The sequence below is a fragment of the Pectobacterium atrosepticum genome (genome assembly GCF_000740965.1).
Classification (GTDB): Bacteria; Pseudomonadota; Gammaproteobacteria; order Enterobacterales; family Enterobacteriaceae; genus Pectobacterium; species Pectobacterium atrosepticum.
In genome coordinates this window covers 3,499,553-3,525,363 of record NZ_CP009125.1, presented here as the reverse complement: position 1 = coordinate 3,525,363, position 25,811 = coordinate 3,499,553, and the positions used below count along the sequence as shown (strand labels likewise).

The following is a 25,811-nucleotide window of genomic DNA, read 5'->3' as shown; positions in this document are numbered from 1 at the left end:
CACCGTGGAAGTCTATACCACAGAGAATGAACAGGTTGATGTACTACGTCGTTTCCTCGCGGAGAACGGAAAGGCGTTAGTTGTCGGTGTTGTGTTGGGCGTTGGCGCATTGGTTGGCTGGCGTTTCTGGCAAAGCCATCAAAATGATAGCGTGCAGGCTGCATCTGCGTCTTATCAGCAGGTGACGGAGCAATTGGCCGAAGGTAAAGCTGAAGCGATTGCTTCAACAGAGAAATTTACGGCCGAGAATAAGAATACCTATGGTGCGCTGGCTTCTCTGGAACTGGCTCGTCATTACGTTGATCAGAAAAATTTTGCTAAAGCAGTACAACAGCTGGTGCAAGCGCAGTCACAAACTAAAGACGCTGACCTGCTAGCCGTCGTGAATCTGCGTTTGGCGCGGGTTCAGCTACAGGAAAATAAAGCGGATGACGCGCTGAAAACGTTGGATGCCATCAAACTGGAAGGTTGGGCGTCACAGGCTGCTGAAGTTCGTGGTGATATCCTGGCTAGCAAAGGGGATAATCAGGCTGCGCGTGATGCCTACAACAAAGGGTTGTCTTCCAACCCATCGCAGGCACAGCAAGCGTTACTGCGTATGAAACTGAATAACCTGTCCAGCTAAGAGGAATTCCATGCAATTGCGTAAAACACTTTTGGTAGGACTGGTTTCTATTGCCCTGCTGAGCGGATGCTCGCTGTTTAACAGCGAAGAAGATGTTGTCACTATGTCTCCACTGCCGCAGGTGGAAAACCAGTTCACACCAACCAAGGTATGGAACAGCTCGGTTGGGAGTGGGATTGGTGAGTTTTATTCCAACCTTCACCCAGCATGGCAGGATAACCACGTTTTTGCCGCCGATCGTCGTGGCACCGTGAAAGCGATGGATCTGAGTGACGGCAAAGAGATTTGGCGTGCCGACCTGTCAGAGAAGACCAATTTCTTCTCCCGTAATAATCCGGCGCTGCTGTCTGGCGGGGTAACGGTTTCTGGCAACCATGTCTATGTCGGCAGCGAAAGGGCGCAGGTCTATGCGCTGAATGCCGAAGATGGTACGCCAGTATGGCAAACGAAAGTAGCAGGTGAAGCGCTATCTCGTCCTGTCGTCAGCGATGGCGTCGTGCTGATTCACACCAGCAACGGTATGTTGCAGGCCTTGAATGAAGCGGATGGCGCAATCAAGTGGAGCGTTAACTTGGATATGCCGACGCTGTCTCTGCGCGGTGAATCTGCACCGACAACCGCATTTGGTGCGGCGATTGTCGGCGGTGACAATGGTCGTGTGAACGCTGTGATGATCAATCAGGGTCAGCTCATCTGGCAACAGCGTATTTCACAGCCGAGTGGCGCAACCGAAATCGATCGGCTGAACGATGTCGACACGACACCGGTTGTCGCGGGCGAAGTAGTTTATGCGCTAGGGTACAATGGCAACATGACCGCGCTGGATCTGCGTTCTGGTCAGGTTCTGTGGAAGCGCGAGCTGGGTTCAGTGCATGATTTCATCATTGACGGTGACCGGATCTATCTGGTCGATCAGGACGATCGCGTTGTTGCGTTGAACACCAATGGCGGCGTGAGCCTGTGGCGCCAAAGCGATCTGTTGCACCGTAACCTAACGGCTCCGGCGCTGTATAACGGCTATCTGGTTGTGGGCGATACCGAAGGGTACCTGCACTGGCTGAATACAGCAGATGGCCGCTTTGTCGCACAACAAAAAGTAGATAGCTCTGGTTTCCTGAGCAAGCCTGTAGTTGCCAGCGATAAGCTGCTGATTCAGGCGAAAAATGGTGACATCTACGCGTTCACCCGCTAGGTAACACCGTATTGATTTGGATCGCAGCGTTTTTGGATGCGTTCCCATAACGGCTCCTGACACTATCAGGGGCCGTTTCGTCTTTTTATCGTCAGCGAGTGTTTCGCTGTAACGTATTGAAATATAAGTAATGAGGTTGTAACAATGATACCTGTCGTCGCGCTGGTCGGGCGCCCGAATGTGGGGAAATCCACGCTATTTAACCGCTTAACGCGCACTCGTGATGCATTGGTGGCGGATTTCCCTGGGCTGACTCGTGACCGCAAGTATGGTCGTGCAGAAGTGGAAGGGCATGAATTTATTATCATCGATACCGGTGGTATCGATGGCACGGAAGACGGTGTGGAAACGCGCATGGCGGGTCAATCGCTGGTGGCGATTGAAGAGGCGGACATCGTGCTGTTCATGGTGGATGCTCGCGCGGGGTTGATGCCTGCGGATGAAGGCATTGCCAAGCATTTGCGTAGCCGCGAAAAGATGACGGTGCTGGTCGCTAACAAAACCGATGGCCTTGACCCAGATATGGTCACGGCAGATTTTTACTCGCTCGGTATGGGAGAAGTCTACGCGATCGCGGCATCTCATGGCCGTGGTGTGACGTCGCTGCTGGAAACCGTTCTGCTGCCGTTTGTACAAGATGAAATAGAAGAGCCGGTCGAGTTAACCGAAGAAGAAGAGAACGCGGCTTACTGGGCTGCGTTAGAAGCAGAAGAGCAGGCCAGCGAAGAAGAAGCGGAAGACGATTTCAATCCTGAAGATTTGCCGATCAAGCTGGCTATCGTAGGGCGTCCGAATGTCGGTAAATCCACGCTGACTAACCGAATTCTGGGTGAAGAGCGTGTGGTAGTGTACGACATGCCAGGCACGACGCGTGACAGTATCTATATCCCGATGGTGCGTGACGAACGTGAATATATTCTGATTGATACCGCTGGGGTGCGTAAGCGCGGCAAAGTCACGGAAACGGTAGAAAAATTCTCCGTCATCAAGACGTTGCAGGCGATTGAAGATGCCAATGTGGTACTGTTGGTTATCGATGCGCGTGAAGGCATTTCCGATCAGGATCTCTCGCTGCTGGGCTTTATCCTCAATAGTGGGCGCTCACTGGTAATTGTGATGAATAAGTGGGATGGCCTGTCGCAGGAAGTGCGCGATCAGGTGAAAGATACGCTGGATCTGCGTCTCGGCTTTATCGATTTTGCCCGCATTCACTTCATTTCTGCGCTACACGGTAGCGGTGTCGGTAACCTGTTTGAGTCGGTTACCGAAGCCTATTCTTGTGCAACGCGTCGTGTGAGTACGGCGATGTTGACTCGTATTATGCAAATGGCGTCAGACGATCACCAACCGCCGCTGGTGCGCGGTCGTCGTGTGAAGCTGAAATATGCACACGCTGGGGGTTATAACCCACCGATTGTGGTGATCCACGGTAATCAGGTGAAAGACCTGCCGGATTCCTACAAGCGCTACCTGATGAATTACTATCGCCGTTCGCTGGAAGTGATGGGCACGCCGATTCGTATTCAGTTTAAAGAAGGGGAAAACCCCTTTGCAGAGAAGCGCAACAAGCTGACGCCAACTCAGCTACGCAAGCGCAAACGGTTGATGTCGCATCTTAAAAAAAGTAAGTGATTTATTAACGGGGCGAATAGCAATATTCGCCCCGTTTTGTCAGAGACGAAACGAACTGTAGTTAACAAAACAAATAATACTCAAGGAAAGTCATGTCCTGGGAAACCTGGAGTTTTGCGTTCAACGTCACGATGCCTAATCTACTTATGCTATTAATCGGTGTGGCATTGCGTAAGCTGAATTTGTTGAACGATGCTTTTTGCGATACCGCGATGCGGTTAGTGTTCAACCTTTCTCTGCCTTGCCTGTTGTTTTTCAGTGTCGCGACCACTCATCAGGCATTCTCAGAGCAGTGGCCGCTGGTGGTGTATGGCACCGTGGGGACGTTGGCAACTTTCCTGCTATTGGAGATAGTGGCGATTCGTCTGGTCAAGGAACCCACGGAGAGGGGTATCTTCGTTCAGGGTGGTTTCCGTTCCAACACGGGCATTATGGGCATGGCGTTTGCGATGAGTGCTTATGGTGAAGAGGGCGTGGCTGTCGGATCCATGTATCTGATGGTGACGGTGATTATGTTCAATGCGCTATCCGTTATCACGTTAACGCGCAGTTTGCAGCGGCAGTCTCCCGAGCAGCGTATTCCGGTGCGTACGCTGCTGCGCGGTATTTTCACCAACCCGCTGATTATCGGTTTACTCTGTGGTGCCGCATATGCGCAGAGCCATTTACCGATACCTGCCGTGATTAAGCAAACTGGCAGCTTTATTTCCTCAATGGCGCTACCGCTGGCGTTACTCTGTGCCGGAGCGAGTCTGGAATGGCGCAGTATGTTTCGTTCGTCCAACGTCGCCATGCTCTCTTCCGTAGCTAAGCTATTGGTCGTTCCGGGACTGTTGACGTTTGGGGGATGGCTGGCTGGTTTCCGAGGCGTTGAACTGGGTATTATCTTCCTGTTTTCCTCAACGCCGACAGCATCGGGAAGCTACGTGATGACGCGTGCGATGGGGGGGAACGCTACGCTGGCGGCGAATATTATTGGGCTGACGACGGTGGGGGCGTTTTTCATGATCGCCATTGGGCTATATGTGCTGCGTTCGCTCAGTGTTATTTAGTGTCTGATAACCGTTAGTTAGCTATCGATATTCCTTACTGTTAATAGGAATACGCCACTATGGAATGGTGTATTCCTTTTTTATGGAAGCATATTCGCCAGTATTAGATTGTCTGCCCGCCTGACACTTCGATTCGCTGTGCGGTAACCCAGCGATTATCTTCGCGTAACAGACTGGCAATCATCGGGCCTATATCATCGGGAACACCGACTCGTCCGAGAGCAGTCATCGTTGCAAATTGTGCGTTAACATCAGCATTGTCCCGAACAAGCCCGCCACCGAAATCGGTTTCGATCGCACCGGGTGCAACGGTATTTACGGTGATACCACGTGGGCCCAGTTCACGGGCCATGTAGACACTGAGCATTTCAACAGCGGCCTTTGCCGCAGAATAGGCCGAAAAACCTGGATATGATACGCGGGTCAGGCCAGACGAAAAGTTGATGATACGTCCGCCATCAGCCAGCAAAGGCAGAAGTGTCTGCACGAGGAAAAACATTCCTTTAACATGAACATCAAATAGCCCGTCAAACTGCGCTTCAGTTGTGTCTGTTATCATGGAGAATTCTCCATGGCCCGCGTTATTGACCAGATGGTCGAATGTGTCACGGTCCCAGATTTCAGAAAGTAGAGGACGTAGGGATTTGGTAAATGTCGGGAAGCTAGCGCTATTACCCACGTCAAGCTGAACCGCCACAGCCTTGCGTCCCAGAGACTGGATTTCATCTACGACCTCTTTTGCCTGCTCAGTGTTTCCTCTGTAGGTAACAATGACATCACCTCCACGCTCTGCGATGGAGAGTGCGGTGTTACGACCTAGGCCCCTATTAGCCCCCGTTACGAGAGTAATTTTGCTCATGATATGTCCTTACTGTTCTGTTGGTGCATCTACAATATGACAATTCATCTGGGTTGCATTGCCTGATCTTTGTTATTTTTTGCCTAATAATATTTTTATTGAGTTGTTTGTGCTGGTTGCCAGCATAATATAAACACTTATTCTTGTCTGAAAACGTTCGATGAATGACACTCTGCTGAATCTTTGCCGCCGCTATGCCGATGCCTGTGCTGACCATAACGGCGTTACTGTCACTCCGGTTCCGGGGCTGACTATCGTACGTTCCCTTCATCCTGGAGAGTTACAGGCTGCAGTGTCAAAGCCGCTGATAGCCATGCTGTTACAGGGCCGAAAACGCGTTACAACAGGCCCTGACAGCTTTGAGTATGGTCCCGGAGAAGCGATGGTTATATCCGCCGACATCCCGACAGTCAGTCAGATAACTCAGGCCAGTAAAGGTGCCCCCTATTATTCACTTGTACTTGAGTTGGATATTGAGATCCTCCGTGAACTCCAGGTGGTTATGCCGACTAAAATAAGTAATGCTTCGGGCAATATTCATATCGAATCGATTTGTGACGACTTGGCAGACACCGCATACCGTCTGGTAAAGTTGTTCGGACAGCATGAAGCGCTCAATATCCTCGGTAAGGGACTAATACGCGAGCTACATTACTGGCTGCTCAGAAGTAAGCATGGATCAGCAATCCGGGCCCTTGGCGCTGTTGACAGTCATGCCGGACGAGTCAGCCGCGCAATAGCCATACTGCGTAAAGATTTTATGCGCTCGATTAGAATCCAAGAACTTGCCAGTGCGGCTGGTATGAGTGTGTCGGTATTTCATCAATATTTCCGGTCACTCACCACACTCACCCCCTTGCAGTTTCAGAAGCAGCTCCGTCTGATTAATGCCAGAAATCTGATGTTGACAAATGGAGTGGGTATTACTCATGCGGCTTCTGCTGTCGGCTACGCCAGTGTATCGCAGTTCACCCGTGAATATGCCCGAATGTTTAATATTCCACCAGGACGTGATATTCGTCTGATCAGATCGAGTGCCTCTCAGGAATGAAAGAGAGCATTACCCTGTAAATTATCAGTTAGAGCAATAAATTGATGGTGTTAACGCGAGTTTTCGCTCCACTGAGCGTCACACTCCATATTTACCAATTAACTATATGCTCACCGATTAACTACACGCGTGCCGATTAAATTCGTCGTACTGCTCATCCGTTGTCACTGAGGTAGGCCGTTGCGCCACAGCTCAGCCAGCTCCGGTGGCGCGCTGTCTTCCGGGATCAGCAATATGATATCGGCATACTGATTCTGCTGCGGGTGGCTGTAGCTAATACTGATACGGTAATAAAATTGGTCGCCACTGCCCGGACCATCTGGTTTGTCGGGCTCGCGAGCCTGAGGGAAGGCATTGCGGATCGCACTACAAATGCGCTCCCGTTCGGATGACGGCACACTGGCGAGCGCGAAACGTCGCGTCCCCGCCAGCTTGGGAATCCAGGCGAATCCTCCTTCACGTGCCAGCTCAATAGTGGCGTCGTCGTTGAGATCCGGCAACGTTTTCATAAGAACTCCTTCCGTACCTCCACGCCCACGGTTTCCCACGATTGCTGAACGATGTCGGCAACGGCATGGTTAAAACGCTTAGCGGCGTGTTGAAGGGTGTGGCGCGCGAAAATCTCGAAATCCGCATTTTGCGGTAGCGTTTTATCACACAGCGTGTCGTACCAGATTCGGCCCGCTCTTTCCCAAGAGTGGCCTCCTAGCGCGATGGCCGTCAAATAGAACGCTCGGTTGGGAATGCCCGAATTCAAATGTACGCCGCCGTTGTCTTCACGCGTGTTGACGTATTCATTCATGTGAGAAGGCTGGGGATCGATACCCAATAGCTCATCATCATACGCAGTACCCGGATGGGACATAGAACGTAGCCCCATACCATGGATGCCGTCTGCCAGAAGTTCAGCGCCGATAAACCAGTCGGCCTGCTCAGCGGTTTGCCCTAAATGATACTGTTTGACCATGGAACCAAAGACGTCGGACAGTGATTCATTGAGTGCGCCGGACTGTCGGAAATAAATCAGCCCCGCTTCATGTTCGGTGATGCCGTGAGCGAGTTCATGTGCAATCACATCAAGTGCAATCGTGAAACGATTGAATATTTTGCCGTCGCCATCCCCGAATACCATCTGCTGCCCGGTCCAGAAGGCATTCTGGTAATCCTGACCGTAATGCACTGTGCCAGCCAGCGTCAGCCCTTCAGCGTCCAGCGAATTACGTTGGAAAACCTTCCAGAAGAAGTCATAGGTTACGCCTAGATAGTCGTAGGCCTCATCTACGGCGACATCACCGTTGCTGGATTGGCCTTCAGCGCGTACCAGCTTGCCGGGTAACTGTTGCAACTGTTCTGCATCATGGATACTGCGATTTGCCTGCCCAGCGGGCAATTTCTCATGAGGTTCTGGGCGCGGATTGTGGCTGACCATTAATGACTGAACGTGCATCAGTGTTTGTTGCGCGCAGTGGCGCTGCTCGTCGGTGCCGTTTGTGATAATACGATGCAAAATATAAGGGGGTATCACGCTACAAATCGGTCTGGACTTCATACCTCATCTCCTTGAAAACGTTCATCAGGGGTAACACAGACGATCAATAAAGCTCACTGTATTGTTATCCGATCCGCTTCACCGTGCAGAGGCTGGAACCTGTGCGGTGAAAACGATGAATACAAGTTTTAGTGAGCTGGAAATGAGTATAGTTCAGATATCAGGGGCAAGAATGGGGGATCGCCGTCGTTTTAGGATAAATCCCCATCCCATGAGTTTTTGTGATGATCGCGCGATTTTTATGACTGAGATGAGGATTTTCGCCGCTTTTTCACGGAACTTGGGTTTGGAGCCAGCGTTGTGACCTGACTTTCCACCCAGCCGTCCTGCAAGCGGGTTTTCAGTGTTTCACCGGGGGTGATTTGCGCGACATTTTTCAGCACCTTACCGTCCGGTGCCGTGGTGACGTTATAGCCGCGTGCCAGCGTTGCCAGCGGGCTAACGCCTTCCAGTCGCGAACAGGCGACGCCCAGCTTCTGCTTATTTTGATTTAACTGACGATCCACTGCGCTCTGCATCTGATAGCTAAGTTGCTGTAAACGCTGTTGTGCACGATGTATACGAGTCTGCGGCTGCTGTTGCATCAAGCGCTGTTGTAAGCGTTCACTTCGGCGCGAAGTCTGCCGAAGCTGCTGCTGCATGGCATCATCCAGCCGCTGGCGCAGTTTGACCAACTGGGCCTGCTGACGTGCCAGCCGCAGTTGCGGATGCTGCTGCTGTAAGCGATGGTGCAGACGAGTAAATTCTCGATTGCGCTGGGCAAGGTAGTAGTCCATCGCCATTTCCAGACGCTGGCGCTGGGACTGGATCTGGCGCAACAGCTCAAGTTGGTTACGACTTACTAACTCGGCAGCGGCCGACGGCGTGGGCGCGCGCAGGTCACCCACGAAATCAGCGATAGTGACATCGGTTTCATGGCCGACGGCGCTGACGATAGGAATGCGGCTGGCGAAGATAGCGCGGGCTACGCGTTCATCGTTAAAACTCCAGAGATCTTCCAGCGAACCGCCACCGCGCCCGACAATTAACACATCACACTCATCTCTCTGGTTAGCCAGTTCGATGGCGCGAACAATCTGTAGCGGCGCTTCCGCCCCTTGCACCGATGTGGGATACACGATAACCGGCAGTGACGGATCGCGGCGCTGTAACACCTGCAAGATATCGTGCAGGGCAGCACCGCTGACTGACGTAATCACACCGACCTGTTTGGCGGGAGAGGGGAGCACTTGCTTAAACTGCTGGTCGAATAGCCCTTCGGCGGCGAGACGCTGCTTGAGCTGTTCAAACTGTTGCTGTAACAGGCCGTCGCCAGCGGGCTGCATGCTTTCCGCCAGCAACTGATAGTCGCCACGGGGTTCATACAGTGTGATGGTTGCGCGAATAATGATCTGCTGGCCGTTTTGCGGGCGGAACGTCACTCTGCGGTTACTGGTGCGGAACATCGCGCAGCGCACCTGCGCACGCTCGTCTTTCAGCGTGAAATACCAATGGCCGGATGAGGGCTGAGAAAGGTTGGAAATTTCGCCGGAGAGCCAAATTTGGCCCATTTCCATTTCCAACAGTTGTCTAACCGTCTGATTCAGGCGGCTAACGGTAAAAATTGCAGAGGAGGGAAATTGAGACATTGTGAGCCAGATCAAATTTTAAAACAGTCACTTAATCGATTGATACTACCTACCTGAAACAGGTAATCAAGCATTTTAGTAAAATAATGCTGGAGGCAATCGATTACGCTCTGTATAATGCCACGGCAATATTTTATCTATTCCTAACATCCACCTTGGTGAGATATTGCCCATGCTACGTATCGCTAAAGAAGCACTGACGTTTGACGACGTCCTCCTGGTTCCCGCTCATTCTACTGTTCTGCCTAATACTGCCGATCTGTCCACGCAGTTGACGAAAAACATTCGCCTGAATATTCCTATGCTGTCCGCAGCGATGGATACCGTTACCGAATCCGGCCTGGCCATTGCGCTGGCGCAGGAAGGCGGTTTGGGCTTTATCCACAAAAATATGTCGATTGAGCGTCAGGCTGAAGAAGTTAGCCGCGTGAAGAAATATGAAAGCGGCGTTGTGGTCGATCCACAGACTGTGGCGCCAGAAACGACGCTGCGTGAAATGAGAGAGCTGACCGAGCGTAACGGCTTTGCTGGTTATCCTGTTGTGGCAAAAGACAACGAATTGGTCGGTATCATCACTGGCCGTGACGTGCGCTTTGTTACCGATCTGGAAAAACCCGTCAGCGCGTTCATGACGCCGAAAGAGCGTCTGGTTACTGTCAACGAAGGCGAAGCGCGTGATGTTGTGCTGCAAAAAATGCACGAAAAACGCGTTGAAAAAGCGCTGGTTGTTGACGACAAATTCCACCTGATCGGCATGATCACGGTAAAAGATTTCCAGAAAGCAGAACGTAAACCGAACGCCTGTAAAGACGAACACGGTCGTCTGCGCGTAGGCGCGGCGGTTGGCGCTGGTGCAGGTAACGAAGAGCGTGTTGATGCGCTGGTTGCCGCAGGCGTTGACGTACTGCTGATCGACTCCTCACACGGTCATTCCGAAGGCGTATTGCAGCGTATTCGTGAAACACGCGCCAAATACCCGAACCTCGAAATCATCGGCGGCAACGTTGCGACGGGCTCTGGTGCGAAAGCGCTGGTTGAAGCCGGTGTTAGCGCAGTGAAAGTCGGTATCGGCCCTGGCTCTATCTGTACTACCCGTATTGTTACTGGCGTGGGCGTACCGCAGATTACTGCGATCTCCGATGCGGTTGAAGCGTTGGAAGGCACGGGTATTCCGGTCATCGCCGACGGCGGTATCCGCTTCTCCGGCGACATCGCTAAAGCCATCGCAGCAGGCGCAGCCTGTGTCATGGTCGGTTCTATGCTGGCGGGTACGGAAGAATCCCCGGGCGAAATCGAACTGTATCAAGGACGTTCATTTAAATCTTATCGCGGTATGGGTTCACTGGGCGCGATGTCCAAAGGCTCATCAGACCGTTACTTCCAGACCGATAACGCTGCCGACAAACTGGTGCCGGAAGGTATCGAAGGCCGCGTAGCCTATAAAGGCCGCCTGAAAGAGATCGTTCACCAGCAGATGGGCGGCTTGCGCTCCTGCATGGGTTTGACGGGTTGTGCCACCATCGACGCGCTGCGTACGCAGGCTGAGTTTGTGCGCATCAGTGGCGCCGGCATTCAGGAAAGCCATGTTCACGACGTTACCATCACTAAAGAGTCACCAAACTACCGTATGGGTTCATAAGGTAATTTGCGGGCTGATTTAACCCGATAAACCCGGTACTATTCCTATCTTTTTAGGGCTATTCGCCGGGTTTACTTATTTTTTAGCTTTTTGGAACACGCTCCTCATGACTCAAAACATTCATCAACACCGCATTCTTATTCTGGATTTCGGCTCGCAGTACACGCAGCTGGTTGCACGTCGCGTGCGTGAGCTGGGCGTTTACTGTGAACTGTGGGCATGGGATGTCACGGAAGCGCAGATTCGCGGCTTTAATCCGAACGGGATCATCCTGTCTGGTGGCCCGGAAAGCACCACCGAGTTTGGCAGCCCGCGTGCGCCAGAATACGTTTTCAACGCTGGCGTACCGGTATTAGGCGTGTGCTATGGCATGCAGACGATGGCGATGCAGCTGGGTGGCCACGTTGAAGGTTCCAACGAGCGTGAGTTTGGTTATGCGCAGGTAGAAGTTAAAACTAATAGCGCGCTGGTGCGTGATATTCAGGATGCGTTGAGCGCCACGGGCGCGCCGCTGCTGGATGTCTGGATGAGCCACGGCGACAAAGTAACGGCGATCCCAGAAGGGTTCGAGACCGTTGCCAGTACGGATACCTGTCCGTTCGCTATCATGGCTAACGAAGAGAAACGTTTTTACGGCGTGCAGTTCCACCCGGAAGTGACGCACACGCGTCAGGGCCAGCGCATGTTAGAGCGTTTTGTCCTTGATATCTGCCAGTGTGAAGCTCTGTGGACACCAGCCAAGATTATCGACGATGCGGTGAACCGTATTCGCGAGCAGGTGGGTAACGACAGCGTGATTTTGGGTCTGTCTGGCGGCGTGGATTCTTCCGTTACCGCGATGCTGCTGCACCGTGCGATTGGTGACCGCCTGACCTGCGTGTTTGTCGACAACGGCCTGCTTCGCCTGAACGAAGCCGATCAGGTTCTGGAAATGTTCGGCGATAATTTTGGTCTGAACATTGTTCATGTGGCGGCAGAAGATCGCTTCCTGAACGAGCTGGCGGGTGAAGATGAGCCAGAAGCCAAGCGTAAAATCATTGGCCGCGTGTTTGTTGAAGTGTTCGATGAAGAAGCCAACAAGCAAGCCGAAGTGAAATGGCTGGCTCAAGGCACCATCTACCCGGACGTGATCGAATCTGCGGCGTCTGCGACGGGCAAAGCGCACGTGATCAAGTCACACCACAACGTGGGTGGCCTGCCGAAAGAGATGAAGCTGGGTCTGGTCGAGCCGTTGAAAGAGCTGTTCAAAGATGAAGTGCGCAAGATTGGTCTGGAACTGGGTCTGCCGTACAACATGCTGTACCGCCATCCGTTCCCTGGCCCAGGCCTGGGCGTGCGTGTACTGGGTGAAGTGAAGAAAGAATACTGTGACCTGCTGCGTCGTGCGGATGCGATCTTCATCGAAGAACTGCACAAAGCTGACCTGTATAACAAGGTTAGCCAAGCATTCACCGTCTTCCTGCCGGTCCGGTCCGTAGGCGTAATGGGTGATGGCCGTAAATACGATTGGGTTGTCGCGCTGCGCGCAGTAGAAACCATCGACTTTATGACTGCGCACTGGGCACACTTGCCATACGATTTCCTCGGCCGTGTATCCAACCGCATCATCAACGAAGTCGACGGCATCTCCCGCGTCGTTTACGACGTATCGGGCAAGCCGCCGGCAACGATTGAGTGGGAATGATTGGGCGTCCAAAACTGATCGGCCCCCTCTAGCAAGAAATCCCCTGAAGCCCGCGTAATCGCGGGCTTTCGGCTTTTTAGGTCTGGCACTTCGCTACAACGACTCGATCCACCGCAGATAAGAAACTATCACTTTTGGTCGATATGATGTTGGTGGAATGACGCTTTCAGAGGCATGTGAACGGCTGAATGAAGCAAAGAAGATGATCTAAGCGGGGAAGTCATGTTGATAAATGGGGAACATGTCGGCAAAATTGGGTAATTATTGGTAAAATTAAAATCTTTCTTCAGACTCTGCCATTTTTTCCAGTATCACAGTCTTTGTTATTGATACGAAAAGCGGCTGAAATAAGGTATAAAGCCGCATGAAAATCCCAAAAAGACTCCAACCTCTGGTCGATGATGGCCTCATAGACGATGTGCTCCAACGCTTGAAAAGCGGCAAGGAGGCGGACGTTTACACTGTTTTATGTGGTGACAAAATCCAGTGTGCCAAAGTTTACAAAGAAGCAATGCAACGTAGCTTTAAACAGGCAGTGCAGTACCAGGAAGGACGCAAAGTCCGTAATACGCGTAACGCCCGTGCAATGCAAAAAAGCTCAAAATTCGGACGCAAGCAACAAGAAGAATCCTGGCAAACGGCGGAAGTTGAAGCATTGTTCCGTCTTGCTAATGCCGGTGTTCGCGTACCACAACCCTATATTTGCATTGACGGTGTGTTATTGATGGAGCTGGTCACTGATGTTGACGGCGCTGTTGCCCCACGCCTTAGCGATGTGATTCTGACGGAAGAAAGCGCAATTGCTGATTTCGATACGATGATCCGCAATATCGTGCGCATGTTGTGTGTAGGTATTGTACATGGTGATTTATCGGAGTTTAACGTGCTGATCGATGCGCAAGGACCGGTAATTATCGACTTGCCACAAGCGGTGGACGCCGCCGCCAACAACCATGCTGAATCAATGTTTACACGTGATGTTAATAACATCACCGCTTACTACGGCCAGTTCGCGCCACAATTATTGCAAACACGGTATGCGCAAGAAATCTGGATGTTATATGAAGACGGAAAATTAACACCAGAAACCGCGCTAACCGGTCTCTTCGTCGAAGCGGTGCATGAAGTGGATATGGGTTCACTGATTGATGAAATCATTGCAGCTGAAGATGAGTTCTACGAACGTCAGCGGGCAAAAAAAGAACGCGACGATGAATAATGGTTGGAACGACATCAGTCGTTGATGGCGCTTTCAGGGATTCAGTGAAAACTGAATTCCTGAAAGTCACCAGACGCCAGTTTTCTATGTTGTTTTAATTCCAGAGATACACGGGTCTACCGTGAGACGGATCACGGGAACCTTATCCCCGTGCTCCGCCAAAGCTGCAACAGCTGTTTAGCTAGTCATAAAATAACCCGTTAAAGATGTGACTCATCGTCCGTGGTCTTACTCATCAGAAGAAGCGATTCTATCCACTCGGAAATCAAAAATAATTTTTGATAGGTGGAGGAAAATGGAATGAATCACACTGACTGGCACCCGGCGGATATCATCGCGGGATTACGGAAAAAAGGGACGACGCTGGCGGCGGTTTCCAGAGCGGCGGGGCTGGCATCATCTACGCTGGCGAATGCGCTCACCAGACACTGGCCGAAAGGAGAGCGCCTGATTGCAGACGCTATGGGGAAAAGGGCGGAAGAGATTTGGCCGTCGCGTTATTCAGGCGTGAAGTGAAGGCAGGGAGTAGGGGATATAAACGAGAAAGCGCCACGGGATCATGGCGCTTTAAAATTATCTTAGGATAAATAGGGACGGGAAAATCATTTCCCCATCTAGAGCCCCGCGAATTCAAACGGTTGGGCAGGTTTAAAGTGTCCTGAAGCCTGACCGGAATAGATCGTGCTTTGGTTTGGCCCCAAATCCAGTTTAGCGGCGCTACCACCGCGTGGCGCAAAATTGATCTTCTTCAAATCGACCCAAAAGATGTTGGGCGAAACGGCAGACTCAAAGAAATATTGCAGTGATTTATGGTCGACAACGGTACGCCAGCGAGTTGAGGCAATATTCGGCATATCTGGTAAGGAATAACCATAAGGGACTGAAGCATTACGTATGATACTGAATGCGGTGGCTAAGTCTGCTTTATCTTTTTCTATTTTTCCTTTTTCTGCTACACCAGGAATGAGTTTATTGGGGTTAACATTTTTCACATAAAATGAGGCGCGAACAAATCGGTCGGCAGCGTGGTTCGTTCCTGGCAGCATCACATTGCCACCGATCTGATCCCAATAGGCATTAAGCGTCAACTGCTGATCGAAAGTTGGTGAATTGGTCATTACCTGATAATTCTTACTATGGTGAATGACCTGCTTACCGTCGATATATTCAATAATCGCACTGTCGCCAGACGAATCAGATAACGAAAGATGCAGCGTTGCTAGCCTCTTCTGCCCTTCCACTTGCTTGGTAACCAGTATAAATTTTTCCTGTTGTAGCGATTTCACCGCTTCATCGACGGTAGCGAAATTATCCAACACGTATTGTGCCCATGCGGCGACACTTAATCCCGGTTTTTTCGCTGTCGGCTTGGTTTTGGGATATTCAGACTCCGCCAGCCAAAGCACATTGGCTGCCAACCCTTTTTCATTAACCCCATCGGTTGTGGAAGCCATTCCTTTTCTACCATCGAAAGCGGAGGCAATGACACTGCCGTATTTTGATGTCCACTCCAGAGAATATTGACCGGCTCCGCCAGAGCGCTTTAGTTCTTGAGGGAAAATCCAGAGATTGGTCTCGGTATCATCGGCCCAGTCCATTGAACGGGCGGTAATGGGGTAATCAGGGTTATGTGGATCCAGATAAACGAACCGCGTACAGGCGAGTGAAACCGCGGAGCCTAACGTTAATGCCACTAATGATAATGCACATACCGTAGACTTAATACGCTTATTATTTTTTATCATTTAATTTCTCCAATTTTACTGTTTTTAAAGGTGAGTAATAAGAGATTTTTTTATTATAGATGGTGGTTTTTTTATTGCCTTTAATTCTTCTTGGTAAATAGAGTGGTGTTTATTTATCCTTAATTAATTATTTTTAATGAAATGTATTCACTGCAATGGATTTTCATTGTCGCCATTATTTTTGCAATGAAATTTCACAGTAAAGTGAAGTTTGAATGAAAATTTTTTCTGAAAGCGGTTTCTTTCTCATGACAATAAATCAAGACTGGAAAGCGGTGGCCACTGTGTGACTTGTCACCGTTCCATACGTTATCCCTGTTGGTTTAATAAAGGTGAATTGTGATGAAAGACATATCAGCACTGTTTATTTTATCTGTTTTGTTCCCCGTTTATATTCTGGCAGCAACGCCGACTGTTTTGCCGTATCAGGAAGAGGGAACAGGTTACCACCCTAAAAAAAAGCATTCACATCATCATTACCCTGAAGCAGGGCGAAGCCATGGTGCGAATGGGGGTAACGGCGGTGACGGAGGGAGTCTCGAGAATGCACCGGGTGGGCGGGGTGGTAACGGCGGAAATGGAGGAAATGGTGGTAACGGAGGGAAAGGTGGATCGGGCGGAAAAGGGGGGATTGCGGGTAAAAATGGTGCCGATGGAAAAAATGGAATCGATGGTGCCGATGGGAATTAGTACTCATTCGGGCATGGATGCTCGCAAATCTTCTGCCTGTTTCAATACAACGTAAAAGTAGGTCAAGGTTTCACCCAATGCTTTAACCTTACTGCCAACTGGCAGTAAACTGGTGGAATGATTTTTTGACCGATTTTCACTGTGGGCGCTCGCCTGCATGTGCATCGATTCCGTTCCATCTCTTTTCAGTGAGCTATTTGGCCTATGACGTACCTCAAATTCTTGGGGATTGGGTTTATTTGTGTGTTGTTGCTGTCTTTTTGGCAAAGCTGGGCGCAGTCGACGCGTAACGGCGAGACGTTTAGTGGGCAAACCTGGTGGTCTGCCAAACGTGATTCTTCTGGGCTAGCGCCGAACCCTGTGCAATTTCGCCAGACTGCTATCGTGCAGGTCTATGCTGCGCCGACTTACGGCTGGCGCGGGCTGGTGGCGGTGCATCCGTGGATCATCTTCAAGAAAGCAGGGGAAACCCAATATCGCCGCTACGAGGTTGTAAGCTGGGGAAGTGATAACGTTGTTCGTCTGAATCGTTCGGCGGCAGATGCTTACTGGTACGGGGCTATGCCGAAGCTGTTGGTGGCGCACCGTGGCGACAGGGCGGAAGCCATGATCCCGCAGATTGAGGCCGCCATTAAAAGCTATCCGTGGCCGAATACCTACCACGCCTGGCCTGGGCCGAATAGCAATACGTTTCTGGCACACATTGGCCGTGAAGTACCTGCGCTCAAGCTGGATATGCCAGCCAATGCGATTGGTAAAGATTACCGCCCGATAACGCGACCGGTTGGGCTGTCGCCATCAGGGAGTGGCGTGCAGATTTCACTATTGGGCGTACTAGGTATTACGATGGGCGTCGAAGAGGGCATTGAAGCCAATATTCTGGGGCTGAGCATGGGTGTCGATATAAATCCGCCCGCGCTGCGTTTACCTTTTATTGGTCGCCTCGGCTATGAAAAAACGGGTAGCAAAGAAGGCTGAAAGTAGATTTCCGCCTTACGCTCCGCATTGCCGCAGATGCGTCAGCAGATTGGTCACTTCGGGTTGCAGAATTGCGCCGGATTTCACGCCCAGCCAGAGCTGGCGTGAAGCCCACTCGTCGGTGAGGTTGATGGCACGTAACCCGGTGCCAAGTACTTCCGGACGAATTGCTCCTTCCGGTAAGACGCTGATGCCCAGCCCCGCTTCTATCATGCGGCAAATACCGTCAAAACTGCTGACTTGCACGCGCAAGCGCAGCACTCTTCCCAGTTCATCCGAGGCGTCTTTCAGCTGTTTCAGCAAAGAGCTACCGCTATTGAGGCCGACGTAATCGTAGCCCAATGTGTCGTTAAAACTCACGTCTGACAGTGCGGAAAGTGGGTGCTGGGGCGGAACGAGTACGACAAGTTTGTCCTTACGGTAAGGAATCTTCTCGACCCCTTGCGAGCCGACATTATCCACGAAGATGCCAATATCGGCTTCACCCATCGCCAGAGCCGTCACTACGGTTTTGCTGAGCTTTTCCTCTAGGTTAATACGAATGAGCGGTCGTGTCGGAAGGAATGACGCGAGATCCTGCGGAAGGAACTGAATAATCGCCGAGGTATTCGCCCACATGTGTACGTGACCACGCACGCCAACGGCGTAGTCATTCATTTCGCTCGCCATGCGTTCCACGTTGCTCAACACATTGCCTGCGAGATTGACCAATTCCTTACCTGCGGGCGTTAGCGTCAGGCCGCGCGGCATTCTGATAAACAGCGCACAGTCCACGGTACGTTCCAGCTCGGCGATACGCTTGCTCAAAGCCGAAAGCGTGATGTGAAACTTTTCTGCGGCTTTGGTCAGGCTACCCGACTGGGCAACCTGCAAAAAGATACGGAGCGACTGAAGGTCAAAATGCGCAGGATTAATCATGGTTTATCGAGAGTCCTCTGCAGGGCTGGAAAACTGCGCAATAGCTGGCAGTTTGATTCCGCGCAGCATGTCGTCGCATATCTTATGTCAGGCTGTAAGTTAACACATTCGGAGGTTTTCCTGACAGGAAAGGGTCATTGACTATTCAGGGATTATCAAAATGCGTCTCTGCACCTAGGATGGTGTCGTTCTCTCTCTATTTTTGCCTTATGGGTTATTTGGTTACGTTATGTTTAGCTTAATGATGTTCAGCGATATTTTGTTGTGTTTGCTTTTGGGTATCGGACTGGGATTTTGCGGAGGAATGCTGGGGATTGGCGGTGGGCTTATCGCGATTCCGATTTTGGGAGTGCTCTTCGGGATGGATCAGCATATGGCACAGGGAACCGCGCTGGTGATGATTACGCCTAACGTACTGATTGGTTTTCTGCGCTATCGCCAGCGTAACCGTATTGATACGCGGGTGGCGCTGACGATGTGTGCTTTTGCGACGGGCTCTGCCTACCTTGCTGCTCACATCGCTTCATCGATTGATGTTCACCACCTTCAGCGCGCCTTTGCCACTTTTCTGCTGGTGTTGGCGGCGTACTATATGTGGCAGTGGTATAACAAAAAGCGCAGCCAAAGGTCGGAGATTGTCCTGTCGACCAAATATCTGCCGCTACTCGGTGTAGCGAGCGGGTTTATGTCCGGTATTTTTACCGTCGGCGGCGGTCTGGTGGTGGTGCCAGTACTGGTTACGCTGTTTGCTTTTGCACAAACGCAAGCGCAGGGTATGGCGCTGATTCTTGTAGTGCCGGGCGCACTGGCGGCGCTGCTATCCTATTCGCAGGCGGGTAATGTTGACTGGAGTATCGGCTTACCACTGGCGCTGGGGGGAATTGTCAGCGTGTCCTGGGGCGTCGCCGTTGCCCATAAACTGCCGGTGGCTTATCTACGCGGCGCGTTTTGTCTGATGCTGATCGGCGTGGGAATCGCTATGCTGGTGCTGAAATAACCGCTAAAGCAATGCGCTTTTGCAGCGAAATGAGAACCAGATAGATGAAAAAATGGAAAGTGTGGATTGTAGTACTGTCGATTGCCGTTATGGCCGCGCTGTTTACGCTTTCCGGGCTATCTGACTTCGAGTTGGATAATGCCACTGTGTCACCGTTTCGCTTTCCGTCTGGGCAGAATGTTTTGGCTGGTTCTCTGATTGTGCCAAAAGGCGTGATGTCTCCGCCTATTGTGCTGATTGTTCATGGTGATGGGGCGCAAGATCGATTCTCCGAGTCTGGCTATCTTCCTTTAATTGACCAGTTTATCGACGCTGGGATTGGTGTTTTTACCTGGGATAAACCCGGCGTCGGGGAAAGCTCAGGTGATTGGCTGAATCAATCCATGCAGGATCGTGCTGATGAAGCGGGTGCAGCGCTGAATGCAGTCAGAGCACTTCCTGAAATGGATCGGCGCAAGATCGGATTTCTCGGGTTTTCTCAGGCAGGCTGGGTCATCCCATCTGCTGCCAGCCAGTTTCATCCTGCGTTCTCGGTGATGGTGGGTAGTGCGCTCAACTGGAGAGAGCAGGGTGTCTATTATACTCGTCAGAAACTGACGCGCGCCGGAATGGCGGAAGCGGAAATTGAGCGGCAGGTCAGCGCCGAGTTAACAGCCAATGACGCCGTTTTTGGCCAGCCTGAGATCGCTGACCCGGCCCGACGGCCGGATATCGAACCGCGCCGATTTGCCTTCATTGCCCGTAACTATCTGGCGGATGCGACGGAGGACGTTAACGCAATGCCCGGCCCGGTGTTAGCACTATGGGGGAGCGACGATCTCAATGTCGATCCACAGCAGAATGCAGCGAGGTATCAGCAACTCTTGACTGTCCGTCTTCATCAGCAAGCGGTGATTGTGCCAGACGCGACGCATGGATTACTGCGCGCGCCGCTGTTCAATGACCAACTGACGGCGGAATGGCCACAGTGGAAGAAGGTGGCTTTCATGATTCTGGGCAGGAAGGCCTATGCACCTGGAGCCATTAGGCAGATGACAGAGTGGATAACGGCTGAGGTTAGTAATGACGGGTCACGCGGCTCTCACTTGCCTGAGTGAAAACGTGTAAATGCATCCAACGTTCATATTTAGTGCTTTTCATTCCTACTTACTCCTTTAAATAGATAGGCATTAAGCCTAAATTTTTCAGTACTTTCTCCGTTGATAGGTAGGAAGTCATGCGGCCAGACTGATGGTTTTTCTCAGATTCCTGACCGTTGTTGGAACGGCCCGAACGAATCAGGGTCGACGTCCTCTCTGAAGCCCAATCCGCCCAGGCCATAAATGGCGATCCACTGCCCCAGCTTGATTTGCGAGACTTTCACCGCTTTATAAAAGAGTACACGCTGGTCAGTGAGTTGGTTGATCAGGAAGTGTTTAATTTTGTTACAGAATGATAGGTGGCTAGAAAGATGGTTTTCTGTGGCGGGAATGCCGATTTCAGTAGTTTTTATGATGATTAAGGGAGGGGGCGCGTCCGTGCGGCCGTGTTATCGGATGAGGTTGCGTTGAGTTACTGCGTTTTTTCTTTCGGCTCCAGAGCCCATTCCACTTTGCCTTTACCGGTATTTTTGGCTTGGTAAAGTGCAACATCCACGCGTTTCATAAAGTGTTCTGTGGGTTCCTGAGGTTGCTTTTTACCCGCCCCAATGCTGACAGAAAGATGATGCATATTTTTAATAATGATTTTGTTCGCATTTTTTAATACTTCTCTTGCCAGCTTCTCTGCCCGATCCTGTGTCCCGGCATACAAAATAATCGCGAATTCTTCGCCACCTATTCGGGTTGCGACCACTTCACTGTTATCAAAACGGGAAAGGATATGGCCGAACTTACTTAATATTTCATCACCTTTCGTATGCCCATATTTGTCATTGATGACTTTGAAATTATCGATGTCGATAATAAATAAATAGGGCGTTTTCGCTTCGGGTTTTTTTAATTCATTAATAAAAAACCGGCGGTTAGGGAGCTGCGTGAGTTCATCGCTGAATGACTGTATTCTGGCTTCAACATACTTATTATTGATTTGCTGTATCAGGGTATAGACACCGAATCCGACGCCAAACATACCAATAATTCTCAGCATATCCTCAACATAATACCCAACTAGTTTGGGCTGATAGATAAACTCATCCATGAAGTCAAACGTGGCTGAGCATATCCAGACATGTAGTCCGAGTCGAATAGATAAAGCTGAGGTATGGTTAAGTGATATTTTACTGGTACACGACAAAATAAAAAAAAGAAAAACCAGTGCAATCAAATCGGTATAAGACCCTGGATTATTGTGCAACTGCTCCTGAAAGTCGCGGTGCTTGAAGAACAGGAGATTAAATATAATGATTAACACAGACAATAAAAGGGCAAGCCTTACTGACGAGGACGCCTTCTTATTTTTATCGATAAAATCATGGTCATACTCTTTAAAAGGCATTGCGGATCTCCTCTTGTATCACCTTTCAATCCTATCATGAAACCTGTTGAATACATTCAGTAGCGTGGTGCCGAGCGGTGTTGCCAAGAGAATGACGTTAATCTGACTCATGTGCAAAAAGCAGACGCCCGATCGCTCAGGCGTCTTTACCGATTAAAAATCAGCTTTCAGTACAACGCGATAACGGGCTTTGCCGTCACGTACGTGCTGGATAGCATCGTTGATTTTCGACATTGGGAACAGTTCCGTCTGTGGCTTCACGTTGGCACGTGCGGAGAGCTTCATCAGAGAACGCAGCTCATGCGGTGAGCCAGTAGAAGAACCAGAAACGCTGCGGTCGCCCGCGATGAGCGTAAAGGCTGGAACGCTAAATGGCTTCATTACTGCGCCGACGGTATGGAACTTCCCGTTGTAGGCGAGCGCGTTGAAGTAGGGTTGCCATTCCAGATCGACGCTCACGGTGTTGATGATCAGATCGAACTGGCCTGCCAGTGCGGTCAGCGCCTGCGGATCGCGACTGTTGACGACTTTATCGGCACCCATCGCCAACACTTCCTGCTCTTTGGACGGGTTTGAGCTGAACGCCGTGACCTCACAGCCCATCGCATGCAGGAGCTTAATCGCAATATGCCCCAGACCGCCGATACCGATCACGCCGACGCGGCTGGTCGCAGTGACATGGTGCATTAACAGCGGTTTGAAGACGGTGATGCCGCCGCACAGTAGCGGACCCGCCGATTCGATATCAATGGAATCAGGAAGCGGGATAGCCCATTGCCAGTTCGCTCGGATCTTATCGGCAAAACCGCCTTTGTTCAGAATCGTTGGCACGCTGCCTTGCTGACAGTTGGTTTGGCTGCCGCTGATACAGGCATCGCAGTGCCCACAGCTGCGTGCCGTCCAGCCAATGCCGACGCGCTGACCAATCTTTAATCCTTTGTTCTTCGCCGCGTCACCCAACGCGTGCACACGACCAATTACTTCATGCCCGGCAACCAGCGGATAGCTCGACATTCCCCATTCGTTATCGATCATCGAGAGATCGGAATGGCACACGCCGCAGTAATCAACCACGACTTCGACATCTTCCGCCTGCAGTTCACCCGCATCAAACTCATACAACTCCAGCGCTGCGCCTGCTTCCGGTGCGGCATAACTCTTGATTATCGTCATCACAATTTCCTCAGTATGGGTTTGATTAACCAGTCTAAAGGGTTATGACGTTTTTCTCTATGTCACAACGTGCCTGTGGTTTTTCATTTTGTGTCAACGCCGGAGTAGAGCGGGCTAGCGCTTGCTTTACGGGGGGCACTTACTTATGCTGCAAAGCGTAAGATCCTATCCCATTAGGGCTATTTCGTTTGCCATTTTGAACCTGGGCAGTGCTCGCACAAACGCAATTGCGTTTGAACGCCCCTTGGGGCGGCCCGAAGGGTGAGTGTAGCGAATAATCCTCACGTACTACGTGTACGCTCCGGTTTCTGCGCGCTGTCCGCGTCCAAACTGGCTGCACCAATAACGCCTACTGGGATGGCTCTAAGTACATGACTCGGGGTGCCCTTCTTTGTGAAGGCTGAGAAATACCCGTACCACCTGATCTGGATAATGCCAGCGTAGGGAAGTCACGGTATCCCACCGGTTGCCGCCTTCTTCCACGCCGGTTGGGAGACCTATGAACACGCAACCCGCCGACTTTTCTGCCGCTCAGGCAGCAACATCACTTACCCAATTTCGTTCTGCTGCTCCGCTGGTGCACTGCTTGACCAACGATGTGGTGCAATCTTTTACTGCTAATGTGCTGTTGGCACTGAATGCGTCGCCTGCAATGGTAGTCGATCCTGAAGAAGCTGCGCAGTTCAGCGCGGTGGCGGATGCGCTGCTGATTAATGTCGGGACGCTAGAGCGTACGCGCGCTGAAGCGATGCGTGCGGCCGTAAACAGCGCACATCAGGCGGGTACGCCGTGGGTGCTCGATCCGGTTGCCGTAGGCGGTTTAACCTTTCGTACTGAATTTTGCCGAGAATTGCTGACATGGAAACCAGCGGCGATTCGCGGTAATGCGTCTGAAATCATGGTGCTTGCTGGGTTAGCTGCACAAGGACGGGGCGTGGATAGTGCTGATGATTCACTGGTAGCACTCCCTGCAGCGCGAGAGTTAGCTCGGCAGGTGGGGACGATTGTTGCGGTGACCGGCGCGGTGGATTATGTCACGGACGGTGAGCGTGATATCGCGGTAACCGGCGGCGATAGCATGATGACGCGCGTGGTCGGTACGGGCTGCGCACTGTCGGCGGTGGTCGCGGGGTTTTCTTCTCTGGAAGGTGACCGCTTATCCCACGTGGCGGCAGCATGCTATGTCATGGCATTAGCGGGGCAGCAGGCGGCTTCAGTGTCACAAGGCACAGGAAGTTTTATCCCTAATTTCCTCGATCGACTCTATACCCTACGCGCGGAGGAGCTGGCATGAAGCGTATCAATGCGTTGACGATTGCGGGTACCGATCCGAGCGGTGGGGCGGGTATTCAGGCGGATTTAAAAGCGTTTTCCGCGTTGGGCGCTTATGGCACGTCGGTCATTACCGCACTGGTGGCACAAAATACGCGTGGCGTGCAGTCCGTCTACCGGATTGAACCGGATTTTGTCGCAGCGCAGTTAGATTCCGTGCTGAGTGATGTGCGTATCGATAGCGCCAAGATTGGGATGCTGGCGCAGACTGATATTGTCGAAACTGTTGCTGAACGCCTGCGCCATTACGCCGTGCCTTTCGTGGTGCTGGACACCGTTATGTTGGCGAAAAGTGGCGATCCGCTACTCGCGCCGGAGGCGGTAGAATCGATCCGTCGTGAGCTGCTGCCGCTGGTTTCTCTGATTACGCCCAACCTGCCGGAAGCCGCAGCGCTGCTGAATACGTCACCCGCCGCTAACGAGCGGGAAATGCGTGAGCAGGGGGAAGCGCTGCTGGCGATGGGTTGTCAGGCGGTGTTGATGAAAGGCGGTCACCTTAGTGAAGCGGAAAGTCCGGACTGGCTGTTCAGTCGACAGGATGAACCGCAGCGCTTTAGCTCCCCGCGCGTGAATACGCGTCATACGCACGGCACTGGCTGCACGCTTTCTGCCGCGCTGGCGGCACTGCGGCCACGTCACGATAGCTGGGGCGAGACGGTTAAGGTGGCGAAGGCGTATTTACAGCAGGCGTTACAGCAGGCCGACACGCTGGAGGTCGGGCACGGAATCGGCCCTGTTCATCACTTCCATCACTGGTGGTGAGCCCTAAATAATTCGAGCTGCGGCTTTCCTATCGTTTGACGTATGACGGGTATAAGTAAATCGACTTGTACTTTGCGCGACATCTTTGTCAGTAATTTCAAACTAAATTAAGCGTATTTCGGCGTGACAGTGCGAGTGTGTCCGGTTATTTTGCTCTGAAATCTTGGCGTTAATATGAAATAGGGTGTGGGGATAACATATGGCAGGTTCTGCTCGCAGTGCGATGGCTGCCAAGGCGCTTCAGACGATACTCAATATCGGCCTGTTGGCGCTGGCAACCATTCTGGTGATTTTTTTAGTTAAGGAAACGTTTCATCTGGCGAAGGTGTTGTTGATCTCCAGCGAGAAAGATTCCTCCTATCAGCTGATAGAAGGCATCGTGATCTATTTCCTTTATTTTGAGTTTATTGCGCTGATCGTGAAGTATTTCCAGTCTGGCTATCATTTCCCGCTGCGCTATTTTATCTACATCGGCATTACGGCCATCATTCGCCTGATTATTGTCGATCACAAAAGCCCGTCGGATACGCTGGTGTATTCCGCGGCGATCCTGTTGCTGGTAGTGACGCTGTATCTGGCAAACAGTAATCGCCTGAAGCGAGAGTAATCTA

24 protein-coding genes, 1 pseudogene and 1 riboswitch are annotated in these 25,811 nt (G+C 51.4%); of the genes and pseudogenes, 16 read left to right on the top strand and 9 right to left on the bottom strand.

Annotated elements, in window-relative coordinates; genetic code table 11:
• The first annotated feature begins 4 nt into the window (after nucleotides 1-4).
• The 4 genes from GZ59_RS15570 (at nucleotide 5) to GZ59_RS15555 (ending at nucleotide 4,501) form a co-directional block, all read left to right on the top strand.
• On the top strand, nucleotides 5-625 hold the full coding sequence (locus tag GZ59_RS15570; RefSeq protein ID WP_039293012.1) for a YfgM family protein: 621 nt from the start codon (nucleotides 5-7) through the stop codon (nucleotides 623-625).
• 10 nt (nucleotides 626-635) lie between these two features.
• On the top strand, nucleotides 636-1,817 hold the full coding sequence (gene bamB / locus GZ59_RS15565) for an outer membrane protein assembly factor BamB (RefSeq protein ID WP_011094738.1): 1,182 nt from the start codon (nucleotides 636-638) through the stop codon (nucleotides 1,815-1,817).
• Between the two features lie 144 nt (nucleotides 1,818-1,961).
• The gene (der, locus tag GZ59_RS15560; RefSeq protein ID WP_011094737.1) at nucleotides 1,962-3,449 is read left to right on the top strand and encodes a ribosome biogenesis GTPase Der; all 1,488 of its coding nucleotides are present in this window, start codon (nucleotides 1,962-1,964) and stop codon (nucleotides 3,447-3,449) included.
• 92 nt (nucleotides 3,450-3,541) lie between these two features.
• Nucleotides 3,542-4,501, top strand: a complete 960-nt coding sequence (locus GZ59_RS15555) for an AEC family transporter (RefSeq protein ID WP_011094736.1) — start codon at nucleotides 3,542-3,544, stop codon at nucleotides 4,499-4,501.
• Nucleotides 4,502-4,604: 103 nt separating this feature from the next.
• Here the strand turns inward: GZ59_RS15555 and GZ59_RS15550 are convergent, their stop codons facing one another.
• On the bottom strand, nucleotides 4,605-5,360 hold the full coding sequence (locus GZ59_RS15550; protein ID WP_011094735.1) for an SDR family NAD(P)-dependent oxidoreductase: 756 nt from the start codon (nucleotides 5,358-5,360) through the stop codon (nucleotides 4,605-4,607).
• Between the two features lie 160 nt (nucleotides 5,361-5,520).
• Here GZ59_RS15550 and GZ59_RS15545 point away from each other — a divergent pair, with 160 nt between their 5' ends.
• Nucleotides 5,521-6,411 carry an AraC family transcriptional regulator gene (locus GZ59_RS15545; protein WP_039293007.1) on the top strand — a complete coding sequence of 297 codons (891 nt, stop codon included), beginning with the start codon at nucleotides 5,521-5,523 and terminating at the stop codon, nucleotides 6,409-6,411.
• A gap of 164 nt (nucleotides 6,412-6,575) precedes the next feature.
• Here GZ59_RS15545 and GZ59_RS15540 read toward each other — a convergent pair whose 3' ends face one another.
• The 3 genes from GZ59_RS15540 to xseA form a co-directional block, all read right to left on the bottom strand.
• Nucleotides 6,576-6,920 (bottom strand): protealysin inhibitor emfourin, encoded by a 345-nt coding sequence (locus tag GZ59_RS15540; RefSeq protein WP_039293004.1) that lies wholly within the window; start codon nucleotides 6,918-6,920, stop codon nucleotides 6,576-6,578.
• Nucleotides 6,917-7,960 (bottom strand): M4 family metallopeptidase, encoded by a 1,044-nt coding sequence (locus tag GZ59_RS15535; RefSeq protein ID WP_039293002.1) that lies wholly within the window; start codon nucleotides 7,958-7,960, stop codon nucleotides 6,917-6,919. The genes GZ59_RS15540 and GZ59_RS15535 overlap by 4 nt, the downstream gene beginning before the upstream one ends.
• 239 nt (nucleotides 7,961-8,199) lie before the next feature.
• Complete coding sequence (gene xseA / locus GZ59_RS15530) at nucleotides 8,200-9,588, bottom strand: exodeoxyribonuclease VII large subunit (protein WP_039292999.1); 1,389 nt, start codon at nucleotides 9,586-9,588, stop codon at nucleotides 8,200-8,202.
• A 172-nt stretch (nucleotides 9,589-9,760) separates the two neighbouring features.
• On the opposite strand from xseA, the gene guaB reads away from it, so the two are divergent.
• From guaB to GZ59_RS15510, 4 genes are all read left to right on the top strand, one after another.
• Nucleotides 9,761-11,227, top strand: coding sequence for an IMP dehydrogenase (gene guaB, locus GZ59_RS15525; protein WP_011094730.1), 1,467 nt, complete (start codon nucleotides 9,761-9,763; stop codon nucleotides 11,225-11,227).
• 106 nt (nucleotides 11,228-11,333) lie between these two features.
• Complete coding sequence (guaA, locus tag GZ59_RS15520) at nucleotides 11,334-12,911, top strand: glutamine-hydrolyzing GMP synthase (RefSeq protein WP_011094729.1); 1,578 nt, start codon at nucleotides 11,334-11,336, stop codon at nucleotides 12,909-12,911.
• A 364-nt stretch (nucleotides 12,912-13,275) separates the two neighbouring features.
• Nucleotides 13,276-14,130 carry a PA4780 family RIO1-like protein kinase gene (locus tag GZ59_RS15515; protein WP_039292996.1) on the top strand — a complete coding sequence of 285 codons (855 nt, stop codon included), beginning with the start codon at nucleotides 13,276-13,278 and terminating at the stop codon, nucleotides 14,128-14,130.
• 300 nt (nucleotides 14,131-14,430) lie between these two features.
• Nucleotides 14,431-14,646: a helix-turn-helix domain-containing protein gene (locus GZ59_RS15510; protein ID WP_011094727.1), complete on the top strand. Its 216-nt coding sequence runs from the start codon at nucleotides 14,431-14,433 to the stop codon at nucleotides 14,644-14,646.
• 98 nt (nucleotides 14,647-14,744) lie between these two features.
• On the opposite strand, the gene GZ59_RS15505 is transcribed toward GZ59_RS15510, so the two are convergent.
• Entirely contained in the window at nucleotides 14,745-15,875 is a 1,131-nt protein-coding gene (locus tag GZ59_RS15505) for a linear amide C-N hydrolase (protein ID WP_039292992.1), read from the bottom strand.
• Between the two features lie 342 nt (nucleotides 15,876-16,217).
• Between GZ59_RS15505 and GZ59_RS22450 the strand changes: the two genes are divergently transcribed.
• Nucleotides 16,218-16,565 (top strand): hypothetical protein, encoded by a 348-nt coding sequence (locus GZ59_RS22450; RefSeq protein WP_051122307.1) that lies wholly within the window; start codon nucleotides 16,218-16,220, stop codon nucleotides 16,563-16,565.
• Between the two features lie 204 nt (nucleotides 16,566-16,769).
• Complete coding sequence (locus tag GZ59_RS15495; protein WP_011094724.1) at nucleotides 16,770-17,543, top strand: DUF3750 domain-containing protein; 774 nt, start codon at nucleotides 16,770-16,772, stop codon at nucleotides 17,541-17,543.
• 15 nt (nucleotides 17,544-17,558) lie between these two features.
• On the opposite strand, the gene GZ59_RS15490 is transcribed toward GZ59_RS15495, so the two are convergent.
• On the bottom strand, nucleotides 17,559-18,461 hold the full coding sequence (locus GZ59_RS15490) for a LysR family transcriptional regulator (protein WP_011094723.1): 903 nt from the start codon (nucleotides 18,459-18,461) through the stop codon (nucleotides 17,559-17,561).
• A gap of 229 nt (nucleotides 18,462-18,690) precedes the next feature.
• Here GZ59_RS15490 and GZ59_RS15485 point away from each other — a divergent pair, with 229 nt between their 5' ends.
• Both GZ59_RS15485 and GZ59_RS15480 read left to right on the top strand, forming a co-directional pair.
• On the top strand, nucleotides 18,691-19,458 hold the full coding sequence (locus tag GZ59_RS15485) for a sulfite exporter TauE/SafE family protein (protein WP_039292989.1): 768 nt from the start codon (nucleotides 18,691-18,693) through the stop codon (nucleotides 19,456-19,458).
• 44 nt (nucleotides 19,459-19,502) lie between these two features.
• Nucleotides 19,503-20,555 carry an alpha/beta hydrolase family protein gene (locus GZ59_RS15480; RefSeq protein ID WP_011094721.1) on the top strand — a complete coding sequence of 351 codons (1,053 nt, stop codon included), beginning with the start codon at nucleotides 19,503-19,505 and terminating at the stop codon, nucleotides 20,553-20,555.
• 203 nt (nucleotides 20,556-20,758) lie between these two features.
• Here GZ59_RS15480 and GZ59_RS23925 read toward each other — a convergent pair.
• From GZ59_RS23925 to ahr, 3 genes and pseudogenes are all read right to left on the bottom strand, one after another.
• A pseudogene (locus GZ59_RS23925) lies at nucleotides 20,759-20,839 on the bottom strand (hypothetical protein); the annotation flags it as partial.
• Nucleotides 20,840-21,009: 170 nt separating this feature from the next.
• Complete coding sequence (locus tag GZ59_RS15475) at nucleotides 21,010-21,933, bottom strand: GGDEF domain-containing protein (protein WP_039292985.1); 924 nt, start codon at nucleotides 21,931-21,933, stop codon at nucleotides 21,010-21,012.
• Nucleotides 21,934-22,086: 153 nt separating this feature from the next.
• The gene (gene ahr / locus GZ59_RS15470; RefSeq protein WP_011094719.1) at nucleotides 22,087-23,106 is read right to left on the bottom strand and encodes an NADPH-dependent aldehyde reductase Ahr; all 1,020 of its coding nucleotides are present in this window, start codon (nucleotides 23,104-23,106) and stop codon (nucleotides 22,087-22,089) included.
• 367 nt (nucleotides 23,107-23,473) lie between these two features.
• Nucleotides 23,474-23,570: riboswitch (TPP riboswitch) on the top strand.
• Between the two features lie 35 nt (nucleotides 23,571-23,605).
• Between ahr and thiM the strand changes: the two genes are divergently transcribed.
• The 3 genes from thiM to psiE all read left to right on the top strand — a co-directional run bounded on the left by thiM (nucleotide 23,606) and on the right by psiE (nucleotide 25,807).
• Nucleotides 23,606-24,400, top strand: a complete 795-nt coding sequence (thiM, locus tag GZ59_RS15465) for a hydroxyethylthiazole kinase (RefSeq protein WP_039292983.1) — start codon at nucleotides 23,606-23,608, stop codon at nucleotides 24,398-24,400.
• A complete protein-coding gene (gene thiD, locus GZ59_RS15460; protein WP_039292980.1) occupies nucleotides 24,397-25,200 on the top strand; it encodes a bifunctional hydroxymethylpyrimidine kinase/phosphomethylpyrimidine kinase in 804 nt (267 codons plus the stop codon). The genes thiM and thiD overlap by 4 nt, the downstream gene beginning before the upstream one ends.
• A 199-nt stretch (nucleotides 25,201-25,399) precedes the next feature.
• A complete protein-coding gene (gene psiE / locus GZ59_RS15455; protein ID WP_005970095.1) occupies nucleotides 25,400-25,807 on the top strand; it encodes a phosphate-starvation-inducible protein PsiE in 408 nt (135 codons plus the stop codon).
• Nucleotides 25,808-25,811 lie beyond the last annotated feature (4 nt).

Excerpts from the sequence above, each read along its gene's own strand:
- bamB (WP_011094738.1), top strand. The coding sequence starts at position 636 with ATGCAATTGCGTAAAACACTTTTGGTAGGACTGGTTTCTATTGCCCTG.
- der (WP_011094737.1), top strand. The coding sequence starts at position 1,962 with ATGATACCTGTCGTCGCGCTGGTCGGGCGCCCGAATGTGGGGAAATCC.
- GZ59_RS15555 (WP_011094736.1), top strand. The coding sequence starts at position 3,542 with ATGTCCTGGGAAACCTGGAGTTTTGCGTTCAACGTCACGATGCCTAAT.
- GZ59_RS15550 (WP_011094735.1), bottom strand. The coding sequence starts at position 5,360 with ATGAGCAAAATTACTCTCGTAACGGGGGCTAATAGGGGCCTAGGTCGT.
- GZ59_RS15545 (WP_039293007.1), top strand. The coding sequence starts at position 5,521 with ATGAATGACACTCTGCTGAATCTTTGCCGCCGCTATGCCGATGCCTGT.
- GZ59_RS15540 (WP_039293004.1), bottom strand. The coding sequence starts at position 6,920 with ATGAAAACGTTGCCGGATCTCAACGACGACGCCACTATTGAGCTGGCA.
- GZ59_RS15535 (WP_039293002.1), bottom strand. The coding sequence starts at position 7,960 with ATGAAGTCCAGACCGATTTGTAGCGTGATACCCCCTTATATTTTGCAT.
- xseA (WP_039292999.1), bottom strand. The coding sequence starts at position 9,588 with ATGTCTCAATTTCCCTCCTCTGCAATTTTTACCGTTAGCCGCCTGAAT.
- guaB (WP_011094730.1), top strand. The coding sequence starts at position 9,761 with ATGCTACGTATCGCTAAAGAAGCACTGACGTTTGACGACGTCCTCCTG.
- guaA (WP_011094729.1), top strand. The coding sequence starts at position 11,334 with ATGACTCAAAACATTCATCAACACCGCATTCTTATTCTGGATTTCGGC.
- GZ59_RS15515 (WP_039292996.1), top strand. The coding sequence starts at position 13,276 with ATGAAAATCCCAAAAAGACTCCAACCTCTGGTCGATGATGGCCTCATA.
- GZ59_RS15510 (WP_011094727.1), top strand. The coding sequence starts at position 14,431 with ATGAATCACACTGACTGGCACCCGGCGGATATCATCGCGGGATTACGG.
- GZ59_RS15505 (WP_039292992.1), bottom strand. The coding sequence starts at position 15,875 with ATGATAAAAAATAATAAGCGTATTAAGTCTACGGTATGTGCATTATCA.
- GZ59_RS22450 (WP_051122307.1), top strand. The coding sequence starts at position 16,218 with ATGAAAGACATATCAGCACTGTTTATTTTATCTGTTTTGTTCCCCGTT.
- GZ59_RS15495 (WP_011094724.1), top strand. The coding sequence starts at position 16,770 with ATGACGTACCTCAAATTCTTGGGGATTGGGTTTATTTGTGTGTTGTTG.
- GZ59_RS15490 (WP_011094723.1), bottom strand. The coding sequence starts at position 18,461 with ATGATTAATCCTGCGCATTTTGACCTTCAGTCGCTCCGTATCTTTTTG.
- GZ59_RS15485 (WP_039292989.1), top strand. The coding sequence starts at position 18,691 with ATGTTTAGCTTAATGATGTTCAGCGATATTTTGTTGTGTTTGCTTTTG.
- GZ59_RS15480 (WP_011094721.1), top strand. The coding sequence starts at position 19,503 with ATGAAAAAATGGAAAGTGTGGATTGTAGTACTGTCGATTGCCGTTATG.
- GZ59_RS15475 (WP_039292985.1), bottom strand. The coding sequence starts at position 21,933 with ATGCCTTTTAAAGAGTATGACCATGATTTTATCGATAAAAATAAGAAG.
- ahr (WP_011094719.1), bottom strand. The coding sequence starts at position 23,106 with ATGACGATAATCAAGAGTTATGCCGCACCGGAAGCAGGCGCAGCGCTG.
- thiM (WP_039292983.1), top strand. The coding sequence starts at position 23,606 with ATGAACACGCAACCCGCCGACTTTTCTGCCGCTCAGGCAGCAACATCA.
- thiD (WP_039292980.1), top strand. The coding sequence starts at position 24,397 with ATGAAGCGTATCAATGCGTTGACGATTGCGGGTACCGATCCGAGCGGT.
- psiE (WP_005970095.1), top strand. The coding sequence starts at position 25,400 with ATGGCAGGTTCTGCTCGCAGTGCGATGGCTGCCAAGGCGCTTCAGACG.